Genomic DNA, 13,429 nt, shown 5'->3' on the forward strand with positions numbered 1-13,429 from the left:
TGGGCTGACGGTGACCCGGTGCTCGCGCTGGCCAACGCCAGCGCCTACCTGGAGGCCGTCGGGCACGTGGTGATCGCGTGGATGTGGCTGGAGCACACAGCCCCGACTGGGCGCCGGTGATGGTGCCGTTGGAGTTCAGGTTCCACTGTTGGTTGGCTTGGCCGTTGCAGTCCCAGATGATGACCGCGGTGCCGTTGCTGCTGCCCGCACCGCTGGCGTCCAGGCACTTGTTGCCGTACACGGTCAGCGTGCGGTTGGCGGTGTAGGTCCAACGCTGGTTGGTGCCACCGTGACAGTCCCACAGTTGCGGACGAGCACCGTTCGTCGTGCTCGAGTTGGGAATGTCGATGCACCGGTTGGCCGGGCTGCTGGCGATCAGCACGTTCTGCTGGCCGGGCGGCGGGGTCGACGGCGGGGGAGTGGTGGGTGGCACGGTGGACCCGAACTGGGCGAAGAAGTTCCAGACTTCCTGCTTGACCCAGCTCCGCGCGCCGCTCTCACAGCCGGCGCAGCCGTCCACCGGGCCCTGCTGGTGGCCGCCGTCGAAGGCGGCCCAGAGCACCGGGTATCCGGCCTGGCAGGAGTACGCGGTGGTGATGTGGGTCAGGCTGCCAGCCCTTGGCTCGGGTGGGCTCTGTGCGGCGCATCCGTTGTTGCGGACGAACCTGTCGCGCAGCGAGCGTCCGCTGGGGATGTTGTCGTTGATGCCGTGGATCCCCAGGTACGCGACCGGTCCGGTGCCGCCGCTGCATCCGCTGATCGCCCCCGGGGCCGCGATTGCCGCGACCGCACGGAATACCGTCGGTCGGGAACACGCCAACGAGTAGCTCATCGCGCCGCCGTAGCTGAACCCGACCGAGAAGCGTTGTGTGGTGTCGACGCAGAGAGCGTTGTCGATCATGCGGATCATGTCGTCGGTGAAGGTGACGTCTTCACCGTTGGAGTTGCCCCAGCCGTTGTTGAGGCCCTGCGGGGCGACGAAGATGGTGCTGTTGTTCGCCTGCGACTGCATGCCGTAGTAGGCCCACGCCGCACCGTCGCTTCCGCCCGACGCGACCTGACTGGCGGTGCCGCCCAGCCAGTGGAACCCGAAGGCCAGCCGGTGGGCGTAGGTGTTGTTGTAGCTGTCCGGCAGTCGAAGGATGAAACTACGGCTCTTCCCGCCGCTCTGGATGGTGTGGGTGCCGCTGTTCAGCCCGGGCGCCTTGCCGCAGCCGGCAGTGGTGGCCGCCGCCGCCGGTGCGACGGTCGTGAGAACGTACATTCCGACGGCGATCACAACCATGACCGCCATGGCTGCCCCCAGCCAGGGGCCGGAGAGTTTACGAAGCGGCACGGTTGCGCCTCCTTGCGAGTCGTTGAACATCCGTTGGGCCGGTCCCCTCTGCGGGAACCTCGTCGGGCTCAACTCCGGCTCCAACGTTGGTTGGCCGCGCCGGTGCAGTCGGAGATCTGCACGCGCGTGCCGTTGGCCGTGCCGTTGCCGACCAGGTTCAGGCAGCGGCCCGAACCAACTCCGGTGATCGAGCCGTCGGCGTTGAACCGCCACTTCTGGTTGGACTGGCCGTTGCAGTCCCAAATGATCACCGAGCTGCCGTTCGCGGTGCTGGCGCCGTTGACGTCGAGGCACTTGCCGCCAAAGACGCGCAGTTCCTGGGCGGCGGTCGAGGTCCAGCTCTGGTTGCTCTGACCGTGGCAGTCCCAGATGATCGCCGTCGCGCCATTGGTCTGCGAGGCGCCGTTGACGTCGAGGCACCGTCCGGAGGACGTGCTGCGCAGGGCCGACGTGTCGCTCGGCGGCGGGGTGGTCGGCGGTGGGGTGGTCGGCGGCGACGTGGGATCGGTGCCACCGAACTGGGTGAAGAACCTCCACACCTCGCCCTTGGTCCAGGTCCTGGCGCCGCTGTCTCCGCCGCCGTCCACCGGGCCGGGGGTGTGCCCGCCGTCGAAGGCTGCCCAGACCACCGGATAGCCGGACCGGCAGCCGGAGTAGGTGGTGGTGATGTGGGTCAGACTGCCCGCCCTCGGTTCGGGTGGGCTCTGGGCGGTGCACCCGTTGTTCCGGACGAACGTGTCACGCAGGGACCGTCCGGCGGAGATGTTGAGCACCGAGTCCCCGATGCCGTGGATCCCCATGTACGCGACCGGCTGGGTGCCGCCGCTGCACCCGCTGAGCTGCCCACCGGAGTAGACCGCGACAGCGCGGAAGACACCTGGGCGGGAACAGGCCAGCGAGTAGCTCATGCCCCCGCCGTAGCTGAAACCGAGCGCGAAGCGCTGGGTGGTCTCGACACACAGATCGGCCTCGATCAGGCTGATCATGTTGTCGACGAAGGTGACGTCCTGGCCGCCGGGGTTGGCCCACCCGTTCCCGTTGCCCTGGGGTGCGACGAAGATCGTGCTGTTGTTCGCCTGCTGCCGCAGCCCGTAGTAGGACCAGGCCGCCCCGTCGGACCCGCCGCCGTCGACGTCGTTCGCGGTGCCGCCGTTCCAGTGGAACCCGAAGATCAACCGGTAGGGGTGGTTCCTGTCGTAGTTGTCGGGGATCCTCAGGATGAAGCTGCGGTTCTGGCCGTTGCTCTGAATGGACCGCTGGCCGCTGGTCAACGTGGGCGCCTTGCCGCACCCGGCGGTCGCCGCGGCCGCTCCGATGTCCGCGGCCGACGCGGTGGTGCTCAGACCGCCGGCCAGTGCCCCTGCGCTCACGGTCACGACGACGGCCGCCGCCGTCGCGAGCAATCCAAGGATGGGTCTACGTCTTGTCATGAAGGGGCTCCCGCCATTCGGCACGAACTGGTTGAAAGGGGTCCACGGCCGACCGGTTCATCGACGCAGGTGTCTGCCGCTGGTCTCGCCGCCCGCGCGGGACCACTCGGCAATCGATTCGACAGTGGTCACCTCGTGCGCCCAAACATCACGAGACCGTTCGACCGACGGTGCCGGAGCACCTGGCTCGGCGTCGAATCGATTCGTTCCGACGCTAGATCGCGCAGTGAAAGATGTCAATGCCGTGTCCGGCAGGTTGCGGGCCGGTCGGGCCGGTCAGGCGCTCGTGAGATCGGCCGCGCCGAAGGAGACCGCGAACCGCTTGCACCAGATGGAGACGCTCCGGAAGTCACCTGGATCCACCGACGCCGGTAGCTCGTACACCTGGTTGCCCTTGTTGCCCTTGAGCTTGGCCAGCTCGACCCATTCGCCGTCGTCGAACACCCGCCAGCCGGCCGTGCCCCGGATGACCGGTTGGTCGGTCAGCCACACCCGCAGGTCCGGGCCGTTCGACGTGTCCAGGTCGCGGATGACCAACTGGTGGCGCCCGTCGGCGAGCCGGTGAATCTCGGCGCTGCCGGTCGTCCGGTGCTCATGGGTGACGAACTCGCCGGCGGTCAGGATCTCGTTCGCCGCCGGGGTGGCTGCCGACGCCGCAGGGGTTGGGGTGGCTGCCGACGCCGTCGGGGCCGGGCTCGCGGACACCGGGGTCGGGGTGACAGATGTCGTCGCGACGCGGGGAACGGCCTCGTCGACGTAGGTGTCGGTGACGAGCTTCCACGGCTGGAACCAGTACAGGGCCAGCATCGACACGACGACAGCGCAGGCGAGACCGGCTCGGACCAGCGGCGACCGGAACATCCGTCTTCCCATCACCGCAGCGTACGGCCGCAGCCGCCGTCGAACTGTTCGCGAACCATTGCGGAACTCTTACGACGGTCACCCCTGCGTATCTGCCAGCGCCTGTCCGCACCGGCAGGCGCCCTGGGCCTCCGGCAACGTCTGCACCGCGTCGCCGAGCAGGAGGCGCAGGCGCTCGATGTTCCGGGCGAAGACCGTGAACACCTCCTGCTGAGTCACGCCCTGACCGACCTCCACGCCCGAGTCGAGGTCGGTCACCAGGGACAGCGCGGTGTAACACAGTGCCAGTTCGCGGGCCAACACCGCCTCCGGGTGACCGGTCATGCCGACGACCGACCAGCCCTGCCGGCCGTACCACAGCGATTCCGCGCGGGTGGAGAACCGGGGCCCCTCGATGACGACCATCGTTCCGCCGTCGACCGGCTGCCAACCAGTGGATCGGGCGGCGTCGAGAACCGTGGCTCGTCCGACCGGGCAGTAGGGGTCGGCGAAGGGAACGTGAACGACCGGGGAGGGCTTCCCGTCCGCGCGCGGCTGTCCGTCGTAGTAGGTCTGCTCCCGGCCCCTGGTCCGGTCGACCAGTTGGTCCGGTACGACGAGGGTTCCCGGGCCCAGATCCGGTCGCAGGCCGCCCACAGCGCCCGGTGCGAGCACCTGGCGGACGCCGAGTGCGCGCAGCGCCCACAGGTTGGCCCGGTAGTTGATGCGGTGTGGGGGGAGGGTGTGCCGGCGTCCGTGGCGGGGCAGGAACACCACCGGCCGCTCGGCGACAGTCCCGACGGACAGCGCGTCGCTCGGCGGCCCGTACGGTGTGTCGACGGTGACCTCGGCGACGTCGTCGAGGAACTCGTAGAACCCGGATCCGCCGATCACGCCGATCCGCGGGCGGTCGGTCGTGCTGATGTCTCCTGCTGACATGTGTACCCCTCCTGGACGAACAGTGAAGAACGGCTGGGACCGACTCAGCTACGCTCGGCTCGTCGGCCCGCGACACGTCTGTCGACAGTGGTGGCGACGACCAGGACGACCACGATCGCGGCCCAGAGCACAGCCAGCCCGACGGCGAGCCCCAGCGGGTACTCGCGGTCCGGTAGGCCCGGGTTCGGTGGCGCCGAAGGTGGTCGCCACAGCAGCGGCACAGCGATCAGCAGCAACGTGGCGCTGGCCAGCAGACCTGCGGCGATCCAGGCCAGGCGCAACCGGTTCCTCACCAGTCGGCCCAGCGCCAGTCCGACCAGTCCGACCAGCGGCGCCACCAGGACGTCGTGCAGCACCGGGCCGCCGATCAGCCACGGCAGGGCGGTGTCGAGCTGGGGGAGGAGCAACCAACCGCCGTACGCGGTGGCCGCGGCACCGACCACGAACAGGAGCAGCCGGACGGTTCTCACCGCAACACCTCCAGCCTTGCCACCCACTTGGTCTGCAGGACGCCTGGCCGGCTCGGCGCGATGAGTCGGCAGGGGTAACCGTGGTCGGGAGACAGTTGCTCGCCGTTGATCCGCAGAGCGAGCAGGGTCAGCGGGTCGCGGGCGTGGGCCGCAGGGAGTGTGCTGGCCGCGTACAGACCGTCGGTTTCCAGTGAGCTGACCCGAACCGGTCGGCCGGTCGGTGCGCCGGCCCAGCGCAGCAACTCGACGACGGGCACGCCGGTCCAGTGGGCCGACGCGCTCCAGCCCTCGACACAGGCGATCGGCAGTTCCGCCGTCAGTTGCGGCAGGGCCGCCAGGTCGGCCAGGGACAGGCTGCCCCGACCGCCCGGCCAGACGATCTCCAGTCGCCAGTCCGGGGGAACGGCGATGTGCGCGGCAGCCGCCGTACGGTTGATCGGTACGCCCTGCGGCCCGGACGCGGAACGCCACGCCAGCGGCGACACCCGACGTAGCCACGGCACGGTGACCCCGGCGGTGGCCAGCACGGCGATGCCGGCGACGCCCGCCGAGGTACGCAGGAACGCCCGTCGCTCGGACGAGTCCCGGTCGTCAGCCTCCGGTGTCGCAGCCCGCCCCGCTCTGCTGCGCCGCAGTGGGGTGCCCAGCGCCGTCCGAGCGATCGGGAGCTTCACCGCGACGTGCAGCAGCGTCGCGCCCGCCACCAGCCAGGCGACCGCGTAGTGCGCCGTTGGGAAGAAGAACCCCCACGGGTACGACTGGGCGACGTTGAACAGGCCCGTGACCAGTTCGAAGAACGCGGCGCAGACCAGTACGAGGACGGAGATCCGTTCGAGGGTGTGGGCGGTCAACCGGATCGGCTGACGGAGGGGCGGGCGGACGAACAGCCTGGGGTAGACGCTCCACAGCTTGGCCAGCAGCAACGGGATCGCGGCGACACCGGAGAGCACGTGAACGCCCTGGGTGACCCGGTACAGGTTGACCGGTCGGGTCGGCCAGGTGAACCAGCCTGGCGGGTGCTGGATGTAGTGACTCAGCAGCCCGGTGCCGAAACACAGCCCGAACGCCACCCCGAGCCAGAGACCGAGCCGCGCGGCGACCAGCGGTGAGTGCGAGGGCGCTGTGAAGTCCTCGGGTACGGGGACGCGGGGCCGGCGGATCATGAGCGCGCCAACTCGGCGAACCAGCGTGGACCGAACCGGAAACGGTCGACGACCCGCAGGCCGGCAGCGGCGGCGACCCGGGCCACCGCCTCCGACCCGACCCGCGCCCAGCGGAACACCGGTCCGCGCGGCTCCCGATCGCCGGACGACCCGGACACGACGTACGCCTGCCCCTGCCACAGCCCGGCCCCCGGGGGTTCCACCTCGACCACCAGCGTTCCGTCGGCAGCGATCAGGGTGCCGCACCGGCGCAGCAAGCGGACCGGGTCGCCACCGATACCGATGTTGCCGTCGATGAGCAGGGCGTGCGCCCACCTCCCCTCCCCGGGAAGGGGTTCGAAGACGTCGCGTCGCAGGGCGACCACCCCTCGGCCCTGGGTCAGACGCACCGCCTCGGCGGAGATGTCCACCCCCAGTGCGACGAGGCCGCGGCGAGCGAGCGCCATCGTCACCCGCCCGGGGCCGCAGCCGAGATCGATCGTGGGCCCGGTGCAGCGTGCGGCGACGGACTCGATGGCCGGCTCGGGCGGCCCGTGCCATCGCCGTACCGGCAACAGGTCACGTCGCCCGTCGGTGTGCACCAGCCAATGGTCGGGTTGGGCAGCAGGCCGCCTCGGGCTGACCGGCGTGCCGTGGGCGTCATGATCGGCGGACCACCCGCCGAGTCTGCCCAGCACCACGTCGAAACCGTCGAGACTGACAGTCGACCTCACCGGGGGTGTCCGCTCAGCAGATGGCCGCCCACCGACGCGACAGCATCCGCGAACCGGGTGCCGGGTAGGTCGGCCGCGACCGCCAACGCCGTCGACCAGTCGTCGACATCCCGCTGCGCGGGCAGGAACGCCGGTTGTACGCCGTGCCCGCGCAGCGCGGCGAGGGTGCGGCGCCCGGTGTCGTCGGTCGACGTGGGTACCTCGCGTAACGCGCTCGCGTACCTCGCATCGCGTAACCCGAGCGCCCACCAGCCGCCGTCCAGCGCCGGCCCGAACACCGCCTCGTGTTCGGCGAGCCGGTCCAGCGCGGCGCTGAGCAGGGCCGGCCCGATCTGCGGGGTGTCCATGCCGATCTGCAGCACCGGTCGGCCGGGAAATGCCGCAGCGGTGTCGGCGTGGGCGTTCGCGAGGCGGTCGGCGAACGTGTCGCCGCGTTGCGGAAGCAGGTGCCAACCTGCCAACGCGGCGGTCAGCTCCGCGCTGTACTCGGCATCGGCGAACCGACCGGTGTGGGCCAACACGGGAATGGTCGAGGCGGTGGCGCGCACCGCCGCGAGGGTGTCCAACAACGACGCCGCAGCGATCCGGGCCGCCTGGGTGGGATCGGCGGGCGGGCAGAGGCGCGTCTTGGCCTGCCCGGGGACCGGCGCCTTCGCGACCAGGAGCAGGACGTTCACCGGCCACCACCGGCGCGCAGCACTCCGGCGAAGTCCCGGGTCGCCCGCAGCGTGCCCCGGACCGACCCGGAGACCTTCGACGTGGTGCCGGCGGCGCGGGGCGCGTACGCGACGTCCAGTTCGAGGATCCGCCAGCCCGCTCCGGCCGCGCGCAGCAGCAACTCCAGGGGGTAGCCGAACGCGCGGTCGTCGACACCGAGGCCCAGCAGCGCCGCCCGGCGGGCCACCCGGATCGGGCTGATGTCGTACACCGGCACGCCGCGACGCCGCAGCAGGGCGGCAACCATCGCGTTCCCGGCTCGGGCATGCCATGGCCAGGCATCCGCCGAGACCGGCCGACGCCGCCCGACGGCGAGATCGGCCCGTCCGTCGTGCACCGCCGAGACGAGCCTGGGCAACTCGGCCGGGTCGAACGAGCCGTCCGCGTCGAGCACGCAGACCAGATCCGCCTCCGCGGCCAGCAGGCCGGCGTGCACTGCCGCTCCGTACCCGCGTTGAGGCTCGTGGACGACCCGGGCCCCATGCTCGGCCGCGACGACCGGTGAACCGTCGGTGGAGCCGTTGTCGACCACGATGGCGTGGTAGCCGGGCGGTAGCCCGCTCAGTACGGCAGGCAGTGCGGCCGCCTCGTCCAGACACGGCAGCACCACGTCGATCGTTGTGTGCATACCGGCGACGCTAGGCCCGCCACCGGCCGTCGGGACCGTGGTTCGTCCTTACGAATCGCTTACACGGCAACGGATCTTACGACTCGCTGACGTATCGCCTTCGGGCAGTCGAACGCCTGGTGGGAGGCCGTAAGGTCGGCCGTCACCATGACCATGATGACCCGGCCGGGACGAACCCGGTCCGCTGACCTGATCGTCCTCGGCGTCGAGGCGGCAGTGCTCGCTGTCGCTGTCGCCGTCGGCGCCCTGCTCAACCATCAGGGCGTACGGCTGCACGCCGACGCGGCGCCGCTCTACGCGAGTTGGCAGCCCCATCTGGGCCCCGGTACCCCCGCCGCGTTGCTCGTCGCGGCGCTGTTCGTCTGGCGGGGCGTGCGCTGGGCGACCGACACGTCGTGGCCGCGGCTGCTGGCGGTCGGCTATCTCGCCTCGCTGCTCTGGACGCTGTCGCTGGCCCTTGTGGACGGCTGGTCCGCGGGGTTGACCGAGCGGCTCACCGTGCAGGCCGAGTACCTGCACGAGGTGCCCCGGGTGACGGACGTCGGCATCATGCTGTCCGGCTTCGCCGACCGCATTCTCGACTTCCAGCCCGACTCGTGGTCCACCCACGCTGCCGCTCATCCACCGGGGGCGTTGCTGTTCTTCGTCTGGCTGGAGCGGATCGGCCTGGGCGGCGGGACCGCCGCCGGGCTCGCCTGCGTGCTGCTCGGTGCCACGGTGTCGGTGTCGGTTCCGGTGGCGCTGCGGGCACTCGGCGTCGAGGACGCGGCCCGGGCGGTGTGGCCGTTCCTGGTGCTCCTGCCGGGGGCGGTCTGGGTGGGCGCGTCCGCGGACGGGATCTTCGCCGCGGTGGTCGCGGCCGGGTTGGCGCTGCTGGCGGTGGGTGGTCGACCAGGTGCCGCACTGGGCGGGTTGCTCCTCGGCTTCGCGCTCTACCTGTCGTACGGGTTCGTCCTGGTCGGGCTGCTCGCGTTGACGGTGGTGCTGCTCCGGGCGCGGGACCGACTCGGAGTGCTCCTGGTCGCGGCGACGGCGGTCGCGGCCGTCGTCGCCGTGTTCACCCTGGCCGGCTTCTGGTGGCTGGACGGCTACCACCTGGTGGCGCGTCGCTACTACCAGGGCTGGGCGGCGGAGCGTCCGTACGGTTACTGGGTCTGGGCGAATCTCGCGGCCCTGCTGCTCTCGGCCGGTCCGGTGGTCGGGCCGGCGCTGCGCCGGGCGGTGGCCGCCGTGTCGATCCACGCACCGCACCCACCGCTCGCCACGACACTCCGGCAGCGGATCGTCAGCGCCGGACCCACCGTGTGGTTGCCCATCGCGGCGACAGTGGCGGTGCTCGCGGCGGACCTGTCCGGGCTCAGCAAGGCCGAGGTCGAACGGATCTGGCTACCGTTCGCCGTCTGGCTGCTGGTCGCGACCGCGCACCTGCCCCACGGTCACCGACGGTGGTGGTTGGCCGCCCAGGCCGCCACGGCTCTCGCCGTCAACCACCTGCTCTGGACCGTGTCGTGACCGATGCCGGATCCCGCATCACCGCGTTGGTGAAGTCGGCGACGCCAACGGCGAAGCCGACCCGGGCGGTGAAACCAAGCAGCCGGGCGGCGCGCGCCGGATCGGCCACGACGTGCCGTACGTCCGCCGCCCGTCCGCCCCCGACCGTGACCGGCGCTGGCCCGCCCATCGCCGATGCCAGCTCGTGGGCCAACTCGCCGACGGTGTGCGGTTCGCCCGAGCAGACGTTGATCGGGGTCAGGGGATCCGGTGCCGGTGTCGTGAGGGCCAGCAGATTGGCCGCGGCCACGTCGGTCACGTGGACGAAGTCCCGCCGCTGCCGGCCGTCCTCCAGCACCCGGGGCGGTCGTCCGGCGGCCAGGGCCGAGCGGAAGATCGACGCGACTCCCGAATACGGGGTGTCGCGGGGCATTCGCGGACCGTAGACGTTGTGATAGCGCAGGGCCCACACCGATCCGCCGGTCTGCCGGGCCCAGGCACCGGCGAGGTGTTCCTGGGCCAGCTTGGTGGCGGCGTACGTGCTGTGCGGCTCCAGCGGCGCGTCCTCGGGCACGAGACCGGGGGAGAGCGCCTGATCGCAGCGAGGGCAGGTCGGCTCGTACCGGCCCTCGGCCAGGTCGACCACCCGGCGGCCGGCAGGCCGGACGATGCCGTGGGTGGGGCAGTGGTAGCGGCCCTCGCCGTAGACCACCATCGAGCTGGCCAGCACCAGTCGGCGCACCCCGGCGCTGTGCATCGCCGCGAGGAGGGTGGCCGTGCCGAGGTCGTTGTGCGCGGCGTACCGGGGGGCGTCGGCGGGGTCGAGGCCATGACCGACCATGGCTGCCTGATGGCAGACCGCGTCGACCCCGGTCAGTAGCCGGGTCAGCAGTTCGTTGTCGCGGACGTCGCCGACCACCAGGTCGTGCCGCTCGGTCCAGGGCGGCGCCGTCGCAGCGTGCGCCTCGGGCAGGAGCGCGTCCACGGCCACCACCTCGTGCCCGTCGTCGCTGAGCAGGTCGGCGATGTGTGAGCCGATGAACCCGGCCGCACCGGTGACAAGGATCCGCATTCCGGTCACCGTATGACCCCACGTACGCCTGGGCGGGTTTCCGCGCCCAGCCGTAAGAACCTCGCAAGGTTTGCTGGTCCGGGGGGAGTCCGCCGCGTGGCTAGGCTGGGCCGATGGACATTCTGGGGGAGACGTTGACGGGGCGGAACGGGGAAGGCCCGTGACGCAGCGCGTGCTGGTGGTCGACGACGATCAGACCGTGAGCGACGTCATCCGTCGTTACCTCGAGAACGACGGCTTCCAGGTGAGCCTCGCGGCGGACGGCGCGGCGGCACTGGCGGCCGTGGAGCGGCAGGCGCCAGACCTGGTCGTGCTCGATTTGATGCTGCCGTTGATCAGCGGCCTGGAGGTGTGTCGGGCGCTGCGGGTACGGCCGGACGGCGTACCGATCGTCATGCTCACCGCGCGCGGCGACGAAGCCGACCGGATCCTCGGGCTGCAACTCGGCGCGGACGACTACCTGACGAAGCCCTTCTCACCCCGGGAACTGGTGCTGCGGGTCCGTTCGGTGCTCCGTCGCGCCGGCGGTGGGATTCCACCAGAGCGTCCGGAGGCGCTCACCGACGGCAACCTGGTGGTGCACACGGCCTCCCGAACCGCAGGCCTCGCCGGTGCGGATCTGGCCCTGACGTTGCGCGAATTCGACCTGCTCGTCCACCTCATGCGGCATCCCTCCCGGGTCTTCGGCCGGGCCGAACTTCTTGAGCAGGTCTGGGGCTGGAACTTCGGGGACCACTCGACAGTGACGGTGCACGTACGCCGGCTGCGGGAGAAGATCGAGGCCAACCCCGCCGATCCGCAGCGGATCGTGACCGTCTGGGGCGTCGGCTACCGGTACGAGCCAGCCAGTGCGTGACATCGTCCTGATCTTCGCGATCGCCCTCGGCGCGGCACTCGGCATCGGGCTCGCCGGTGCGGTGCTGCTCCGCGCCCTGCGACGCAGCTCGATCACCGTGCACCTCAACGTGCTGCTCACCACCACTGTGGTCGCCGTCGCCGTCGGGGTGATGGCGGTCGCGGAAGCGATGTTCCTCTCCGCGCACGACAGTGAGGTGGTCCTGATCACCGTCGCGGCGGCAGCGGTGGTCAGCCTCGCCGTCGGCGGGCACTTCGGCCGGCGACTGGCTCGCGCCGCGGTCTGGCGCGACCAGGCCCGGGAGCGGGAACGGCAACTGGAGAAGGGCCGGCGCGACCTGGTCGCCTGGGTCTCCCACGACCTGCGGACCCCGCTCGCCGGGCTGAGGGCCATGGCGGAGGCGCTGGAGGACCGGGTGGTTCGTGATCCGGACACTGTCGACGAGTACCACCGACGCATCCGCCTGGAGACCGACCGGATGACGCGACTCGTCGACGACCTGTTCGAGCTGTCCCGGATCAACGCGGGAGCGTTGCGGTTGTCGTTGACGGCGGTGCCGCTCGGAGAGGTGGTCTCGGACGCGCTGGCCAGCACCACCCCGTTGGCCGACGCTCGCCGGATCAAGCTGATCGCCAGCGAGTCGGGGTGGCCCACGGTTGCCGCGAGCGAACCGGAGTTGGCCCGGGTCGTGGCCAACCTGCTGCTCAACGCGGTCCGCTACACCCCGGAGGACGGCACCGTACGCATCGAAGCCGGCCGGGAGGACGACCATGCCTGGCTGTCTGTCGCCGACACCTGTGGCGGCATTCCCCCGGCCGACCTTCCCCGCCTGTTTGACATCGCGTTCCGTGGTGAACCGGCCCGCACGCCCGGCCCCGGCGACGGTGGGGCGTCCGGAGGGCTGGGCCTGGCCATCGTCCATGGCCTGGTGGAGGCGCACGGCGGTCGGGTCGAGGTGCGCAACACCCCGGACGGCTGCCAGTTCATGGTCCGCCTGGCGACCGCCTGAGACAACGCTTCGCTCTCCGGTGGCCCACCGCCGCCAGCGCAGTCTCGGTCAGCACCCGCACGTCGGGCGGCACCGCCTAGCGGGACTACACGATTTGCCGAATTGACTACGCTTTCCACTGTCTCGGAGGCGATCGATGGAGGGCGCATGTCGGTGAATGAGCCGGCGAGCGGGGAGTTCGCTCGCATGCTGGACGCGACGGTCGGCGCGTTGCGCGCCGCTGGCACTGCGCCGGAGGACGAGGAGGCCGCGCGCCTGCGTCGGGTCGGTGAGTCCGCCGAGGGGCAGGTCCGCGCCGAGTTCGGCGCTGATGGCCGGTTGGAGTCGCTGACGCTGGACCCACGGATGATGCGGCTCGGCTCGGCCGAGGTCTGCGACCACGTGATCGAGGCCGTGAACGCGGCGATCGACTCGATGCGCGGCGGCCCAGCCGTGGCCTCCGGCGACCTGTCGCAGCTCACCGAGCAGCTGGAACAGGTTCGTGACACTGCCGTGCCGCGGCTCGGTGCGTTCCTCCAGGCGCTCACCGACGCGCAGGAGCGGATGGCCCGAGGAGGCACCCGGTGAACGGCTTCGAGGTCGATCCGGCGCTGCTGCGGTCCGGCGGCGACGAGGTCATCGGCGCCGCGGAACGTTTCATCGGCCAGCTGGAGAGCTTCGAGGCGCGGATGCAGGGGTACGGCGAGCCGTGGGGCGCCGACGACATCGGCTCGCTCATCGGCATCGCGTACACGGAGGCGTCCACCTGGGTCCTGGACTGCATCG

Annotated in this window: 14 protein-coding genes and 2 pseudogenes; 6 read left to right on the forward strand and 10 right to left on the reverse strand. The window is 71.0% G+C overall.

What is annotated here, in order from left to right; translation table 11 throughout:
- Nucleotides 1-18: 18 nt before the first annotated feature.
- Nucleotides 19-120, forward strand: coding sequence for an acyl-CoA dehydrogenase C-terminal domain-containing protein (locus ABZ749_RS15845; protein ID WP_357228200.1), 102 nt, complete (start codon nt 19-21; stop codon nt 118-120).
- On the opposite strand, the pseudogene ABZ749_RS15850 reads toward ABZ749_RS15845, so the two are convergent.
- The 9 genes and pseudogenes from ABZ749_RS15850 to ABZ749_RS15890 all read right to left on the reverse strand — a co-directional run.
- A pseudogene (locus ABZ749_RS15850) lies at nt 95-1,285 on the reverse strand (ricin-type beta-trefoil lectin domain protein); the annotation flags it as partial. The gene ABZ749_RS15845 and the pseudogene ABZ749_RS15850 overlap by 26 nt on opposite strands.
- Before the next feature lie 119 nt (nt 1,286-1,404).
- Nucleotides 1,405-2,766, reverse strand: coding sequence for a ricin-type beta-trefoil lectin domain protein (locus ABZ749_RS15855; protein ID WP_357228169.1), 1,362 nt, complete (start codon nt 2,764-2,766; stop codon nt 1,405-1,407).
- Between the two features lie 276 nt (nt 2,767-3,042).
- Entirely contained in the window at nt 3,043-3,639 is a 597-nt protein-coding gene (locus ABZ749_RS15860; RefSeq protein ID WP_357228173.1) for a DM13 domain-containing protein, read from the reverse strand.
- A 66-nt stretch (nt 3,640-3,705) separates the two neighbouring features.
- Nucleotides 3,706-4,545: an S-methyl-5'-thioadenosine phosphorylase gene (locus ABZ749_RS15865; protein WP_357228176.1), complete on the reverse strand. Its 840-nt coding sequence runs from the start codon at nt 4,543-4,545 to the stop codon at nt 3,706-3,708.
- A gap of 44 nt (nt 4,546-4,589) precedes the next feature.
- Nucleotides 4,590-5,015, reverse strand: a complete 426-nt coding sequence (locus tag ABZ749_RS15870) for a hypothetical protein (protein WP_357228178.1) — start codon at nt 5,013-5,015, stop codon at nt 4,590-4,592.
- Entirely contained in the window at nt 5,012-6,178 is a 1,167-nt protein-coding gene (locus ABZ749_RS15875) for a molybdopterin-dependent oxidoreductase (protein WP_357228181.1), read from the reverse strand. Before ABZ749_RS15875 ends, ABZ749_RS15870 begins: the two co-directional genes overlap by 4 nt.
- Nucleotides 6,175-6,762 carry a class I SAM-dependent methyltransferase gene (locus ABZ749_RS15880; protein ID WP_357228203.1) on the reverse strand — a complete coding sequence of 196 codons (588 nt, stop codon included), beginning with the start codon at nt 6,760-6,762 and terminating at the stop codon, nt 6,175-6,177. Before ABZ749_RS15880 ends, ABZ749_RS15875 begins: the two co-directional genes overlap by 4 nt.
- A gap of 125 nt (nt 6,763-6,887) precedes the next feature.
- Entirely contained in the window at nt 6,888-7,568 is a 681-nt protein-coding gene (locus ABZ749_RS15885) for a DUF2064 domain-containing protein (protein ID WP_357228184.1), read from the reverse strand.
- Nucleotides 7,565-8,236 carry a glycosyltransferase family 2 protein gene (locus ABZ749_RS15890; RefSeq protein WP_357228187.1) on the reverse strand — a complete coding sequence of 224 codons (672 nt, stop codon included), beginning with the start codon at nt 8,234-8,236 and terminating at the stop codon, nt 7,565-7,567. The genes ABZ749_RS15885 and ABZ749_RS15890 overlap by 4 nt, the downstream gene beginning before the upstream one ends.
- A 147-nt stretch (nt 8,237-8,383) precedes the next feature.
- Between ABZ749_RS15890 and ABZ749_RS15895 the strand changes: the two genes are divergently transcribed.
- Nucleotides 8,384-9,748, forward strand: coding sequence for a hypothetical protein (locus tag ABZ749_RS15895; protein ID WP_357228189.1), 1,365 nt, complete (start codon nt 8,384-8,386; stop codon nt 9,746-9,748).
- On the opposite strand, the gene ABZ749_RS15900 is transcribed toward ABZ749_RS15895, so the two are convergent.
- Nucleotides 9,720-10,799 (reverse strand): NAD-dependent epimerase/dehydratase family protein, encoded by a 1,080-nt coding sequence (locus tag ABZ749_RS15900; protein ID WP_357228191.1) that lies wholly within the window; start codon nt 10,797-10,799, stop codon nt 9,720-9,722. The genes ABZ749_RS15895 and ABZ749_RS15900 overlap by 29 nt on opposite strands.
- A 160-nt stretch (nt 10,800-10,959) precedes the next feature.
- Between ABZ749_RS15900 and ABZ749_RS15905 the strand changes: the two genes are divergently transcribed.
- The 4 genes and pseudogenes from ABZ749_RS15905 to ABZ749_RS15920 all read left to right on the forward strand — a co-directional run.
- On the forward strand, nt 10,960-11,655 hold the full coding sequence (locus ABZ749_RS15905) for a response regulator transcription factor (protein WP_357228194.1): 696 nt from the start codon (nt 10,960-10,962) through the stop codon (nt 11,653-11,655).
- The gene (locus ABZ749_RS15910) at nt 11,648-12,664 is read left to right on the forward strand and encodes an ATP-binding protein (protein ID WP_357228197.1); all 1,017 of its coding nucleotides are present in this window, start codon (nt 11,648-11,650) and stop codon (nt 12,662-12,664) included. The genes ABZ749_RS15905 and ABZ749_RS15910 overlap by 8 nt, the downstream gene beginning before the upstream one ends.
- Nucleotides 12,665-12,811: 147 nt before the next feature.
- Nucleotides 12,812-13,231, forward strand: coding sequence for a YbaB/EbfC family nucleoid-associated protein (locus ABZ749_RS15915; protein WP_357197320.1), 420 nt, complete (start codon nt 12,812-12,814; stop codon nt 13,229-13,231).
- A pseudogene (locus ABZ749_RS15920) lies at nt 13,228-13,429 on the forward strand (hypothetical protein); the annotation flags it as partial. The gene ABZ749_RS15915 and the pseudogene ABZ749_RS15920, both read left to right, overlap by 4 nt.

This window comes from Micromonospora sp. NPDC047753, from assembly GCF_040642735.1.
GTDB lineage: Bacteria > Actinomycetota > Actinomycetes > Mycobacteriales > Micromonosporaceae > Micromonospora.

Bases quoted from the DNA above. Each gene is read 5' to 3' on its own strand.
- ABZ749_RS15875 (WP_357228181.1), bottom strand. From the start codon at position 6,178: ATGATCCGCCGGCCCCGCGTCCCCGTACCCGAGGACTTCACAGCGCCC.
- ABZ749_RS15860 (WP_357228173.1), bottom strand. From the start codon at position 3,639: ATGGGAAGACGGATGTTCCGGTCGCCGCTGGTCCGAGCCGGTCTCGCC.
- ABZ749_RS15890 (WP_357228187.1), bottom strand. From the start codon at position 8,236: ATGCACACAACGATCGACGTGGTGCTGCCGTGTCTGGACGAGGCGGCC.
- ABZ749_RS15865 (WP_357228176.1), bottom strand. From the start codon at position 4,545: ATGTCAGCAGGAGACATCAGCACGACCGACCGCCCGCGGATCGGCGTG.
- ABZ749_RS15895 (WP_357228189.1), top strand. From the start codon at position 8,384: ATGACCATGATGACCCGGCCGGGACGAACCCGGTCCGCTGACCTGATC.
- ABZ749_RS15900 (WP_357228191.1), bottom strand. From the start codon at position 10,799: ATGCGGATCCTTGTCACCGGTGCGGCCGGGTTCATCGGCTCACACATC.
- ABZ749_RS15855 (WP_357228169.1), bottom strand. From the start codon at position 2,766: ATGACAAGACGTAGACCCATCCTTGGATTGCTCGCGACGGCGGCGGCC.
- ABZ749_RS15915 (WP_357197320.1), top strand. From the start codon at position 12,812: ATGTCGGTGAATGAGCCGGCGAGCGGGGAGTTCGCTCGCATGCTGGAC.